The sequence below is a fragment of the Caulobacter sp. S45 genome (assembly GCF_903642205.1).
Lineage (GTDB): Bacteria > Pseudomonadota > Alphaproteobacteria > Caulobacterales > Caulobacteraceae > CAHJWH01.
On the sequence record NZ_CAHJWH010000225.1, the window covers coordinates 1 to 3,535 of the forward strand.

4 protein-coding genes are annotated in these 3,535 nt (G+C 66.1%); all 4 read right to left on the minus strand.

Annotation, left to right across the window (positions count from 1 at the left end; all coding sequences use genetic code 11):
• Window positions 1–190 precede the first annotated feature (190 nt).
• Window positions 191–1,093, minus strand: a complete 903-nt coding sequence (locus HUV06_RS15195; protein WP_174302086.1) for an NAD(P)/FAD-dependent oxidoreductase — start codon at window positions 1,091–1,093, stop codon at window positions 191–193.
• Between the two features lie 77 nt (window positions 1,094–1,170).
• Window positions 1,171–1,494: a cytochrome C oxidase subunit IV family protein gene (locus HUV06_RS15200; protein WP_174302087.1), complete on the minus strand. Its 324-nt coding sequence runs from the start codon at window positions 1,492–1,494 to the stop codon at window positions 1,171–1,173.
• Window positions 1,495–1,496: 2 nt separating this feature from the next.
• Window positions 1,497–2,126, minus strand: a complete 630-nt coding sequence (locus tag HUV06_RS15205; protein WP_174302088.1) for a cytochrome c oxidase subunit 3 — start codon at window positions 2,124–2,126, stop codon at window positions 1,497–1,499.
• A partial coding sequence (locus HUV06_RS15210) for a cbb3-type cytochrome c oxidase subunit I (protein ID WP_174302089.1) occupies window positions 2,123–3,535 on the minus strand: 1,413 nt, incomplete at its 5' end. The genes HUV06_RS15205 and HUV06_RS15210, both read right to left, overlap by 4 nt.

Below are 3,535 nucleotides of genomic sequence, written 5' to 3' on the forward strand. Positions count from 1 at the left end.
CGGCGAATGGCGGATCCAGATTGTAGAGCTGGACCTCGACGCGACAGAGCGACAGTCACCTAGGCCGAACGCGTTGTGATCCGGATCCCGGCGTTCGCCGGGATGAGCGGGTGAAGGGCAGCCGTTTCAACCTGGAACGGTAACGCCCTAGCCCGCCTCCCCGGAGCGAAGCGAGATCAAAGTTACCTCCTCAGGCGGGATTGCGGGGCAGCCGGTTGTGGATGGCGGTGGCTGCGACCGACGCCTCACCCTCGGCCACGCTGATCTGGTTCAGGCCGCGCACCACATCGCCCGCGGCATAAAGGCCATCCACCGAGGTCTCCTGGTGCGCGCCGACATAGAGACGGCCGTCCTCGTCCAGTTTCGCCCCGAGTTGGCGCGCGAGATCGGTCTGGGCGGTGACGCCGAAGGCCGAGTAGACAAGGTCGAAATGGTTGGGCTGGCCGCCTTCGGTGCAGATGGCCGTCACTTGGTGTTTGGCGAGGGAGACGGATTCCAGGGCGGTATGGAAGACCTTCACACCGAACTGCTTCAGAGCGTCTCGCCGGCCATCGCTCAGGTCGGCGTCGCGGGTCAGCACCAGCGAGACGTCGGCGGCCCAGGTGCGCAGGAACAGCGCCTCGCCCGCGGCGTGGTCGCCTGAGCCCAGCACGGCCACCTTCTTGCCCTGAGCCTCAAAGCCGTCGCAGATGGGGCAGACGCGCATCAGGCTGCGGGTGATCGCCTCTACCGCGCCCGGGATGGCGGGGACGATCTCCACCACGCCGGTGGCGAGGATGACGGTGGCGGGCGTGAAGCTCTCCTCGCCGATATCCGCTTGAAAGCCGCCCTCGTTGGCGGCGAGCGTCTCGACGCGATGGTGGCGCATTTCCACGCCATAGGTCCGGGCCTGGTGGCGCAGGCGCTCCAGCAGGGTCTCGCCATGCAGGCCCTGAGTGAACCCAGGCAGGTTGCGGCTCTTGGGAATCCAGCTGGCGCGGCTGTCGCCCGTGTCGGCGACCAGCACCCGGCGGCGAAAGCGGGCGAGATAGATTGCTGCAGTCAGGCCGGCCGGGCCGGCGCCGACGATCAGGGTGTCGAGTGGGTCCGCCATGTTCCGCCCGTCGCCTGCAGGGCTCAACTCGCTGGGAGGAACGTGGTTCAGCGTCCCGTGACAGCGAGGGAGACGACTCAGGGCGAGATCAGCGGGCGGGTGAGGAAGTCGGCCGAGCCGATCAGGAACAGGAAGGACAGCCAGACCAGCCCCGCGGCCGCCGTCAGCTTCACCAGGGCGCTGGCCCGGTTCAGCCGCATGAAGACGACGAACATCAGGGAAGCCTGCACCACGGCGACGGCCAGGTTCACCGGCGTCTTGGCGGGGCCCAGCGGCAGGAAGCTCACCCCGATGTTGACCGCCAGCAGCCCCAGCAGGCCGACCCAGACCAGCGCCGGACCAAGGACCACCGTGGACGACGGCAGCTCGTAGAGCTGGGGTGACTTGCGCGGCTTCGCCATGGTTACTTGCCCACCAGATACAGCGTGGTGAACACCATGATCCAGATCACGTCCACCAGGTGCCAGTAGAGGGAGGTGGTCTCCACCGAGTCCGAGTTGGCCTCCAGCACCCGGGTACGCGCCATCAGGCCGAGGCGGGCGAGGAAGCCCAGCCCGATAATCAGATGGCAGCTGTGGATGAAGGTCATTGTCCAGTAAAAGCCGAAGAAGATGCGCTCGGACGGATCGGCGCCGTCGAAATGGATGTCGGGCCAGAGGTGCTCGTGCAGGTCCTGGGCGTACTCCAGGCCCTTCACACCGAGGAAGCCGACGCCGAGCGACAGGGTGATCCAGATGCAGAGCTCGGCCAGGGCCGAGCGCTTCACCTCCAGCGCCCGGCCGGCCACGGACATGGCGAAGCTGGAGGTCAGCAACAGCGCCGTGTTGATCGCACCGAACAGCAGGTTGGTGTGGTGCGCGCCGGCGTCGAAGCCGCCTGGGTGGGCGCGGCGGTAGATGTAGAAGGCGAAGAACATGCCGCCGAACAGCAGCAGTTCGCTGGCGAGGAAGGTCCAGATCGCGAAGATCGTCGCTTCGCGCTGGCGGACGCCCGACTCGAACGGCTCGTGCAGGGCGCCCGACGCCTGGCTCATGCGGCGGTCTCACCCTGGCCGCGGTGCAGAGCTTCTCCGTGCTGGGGCCCGTGGCCCTTGGGATGGTACTGGTAGGGGTCATTGTCAACCACCGGGATGGTCTTGAAGTTCTCCTTCGGGGGCGGCGAGTCGGTGCGCCACTCCAGCCCTGTGGCCCCCCACGGGTTCTTGCTGGCGTGCGGCCCGTAGCGGATCGACCAGGCCAGATAGCCTAGCGGCAGCAGGTAGGCGACAGCCAGGATCATGGCGCCCGAAGACGACAGCACGTGGTAGATCTGGAACTCGGAAGGATAGTGAGCGTAGCGGCGCGGCATGCCCATGTAGCCCATGATGAATTGCGGGAAGAAGGTGAAGTTGAACCCGAAGAAAAGCAGGATCGCCGCGAACCTCGCCCAGCCTTCGGGATACATCCGCCCGGTGATCTTGGGCCACCAGTAGTGCAGCCCGGCGAAGAAGGCCGACACCGAGCCTCCCACCATGATGTAGTGGAAGTGCGCCACCACGAAGTAGGTGTCGGTGACGTGCACGTCGATAGGGATGGAGGCCAGCATCAGCCCCGTCAGGCCGCCGATCGTGAACAAGCCCACGAACCCCAGCGCATAGATCATCGGCGCGGCGAAGGTGATCTGGCCGCGGTAGAGCGTGGCGGTCCAGTTGAACACCTTGATGGCCGAGGGCACCGCCACCACGAAGCTCATGAACGAGAAGACGATGCTGGCGTAGGGGCTCTGGCCGGAGACGAACATGTGGTGGCCCCACACGAAGAAGCCGACGCCCGCGATGGCCAGCATGGCGTAGACCATGAAGGCGTAGCCGAAGATGGTGCGCCTCGCGCCCACCGTGATCACCTCCGACACCACCCCCATGGCCGGCAGCACCATGATGTAGACGGCCGGGTGGCTGTAGAACCAGAACAGGTGCTGGAACAGGATCGGGTCGCCCCCCAGCCGCGCGTCGAAGATCGGCATGCCGAAGAACCGCTCTGCGATCAGCAGCAGCATGCTGGTGGAGAGCACCGGCGTCGCCAGCACCATGACCAGGCTGGTGGCGTACATGGCCCAGACGAACAGCGGCATGCGGAACCAGGTCATGCCCGGCGCCCGCAGCAGGTGCACCGTGGCGATGAAGTTCACCCCCGTGGCGATGGACGAGAAGCCCACCACGAAGATGCCCAGCGCCGCGATCGTCACCATCGAGTTGGAATAGATGGTCGAGAACGGCGTGTAGAAGGTCCAGCCCGTGTCAATGCCGCCCATCAGCAGGGCGAGCACGGTCAGCGCCGCCCCGGCCAGGAAGACGTACCAGCTCATCAGGTTCAGCTTGGGGAAGGCGAGGTCGCGCGCCCCGATCATCAGCGGCAGCAGGAAGTTGCCGAGCGTGGTGGGGATCGAGGGCACCAGGAAGAACCA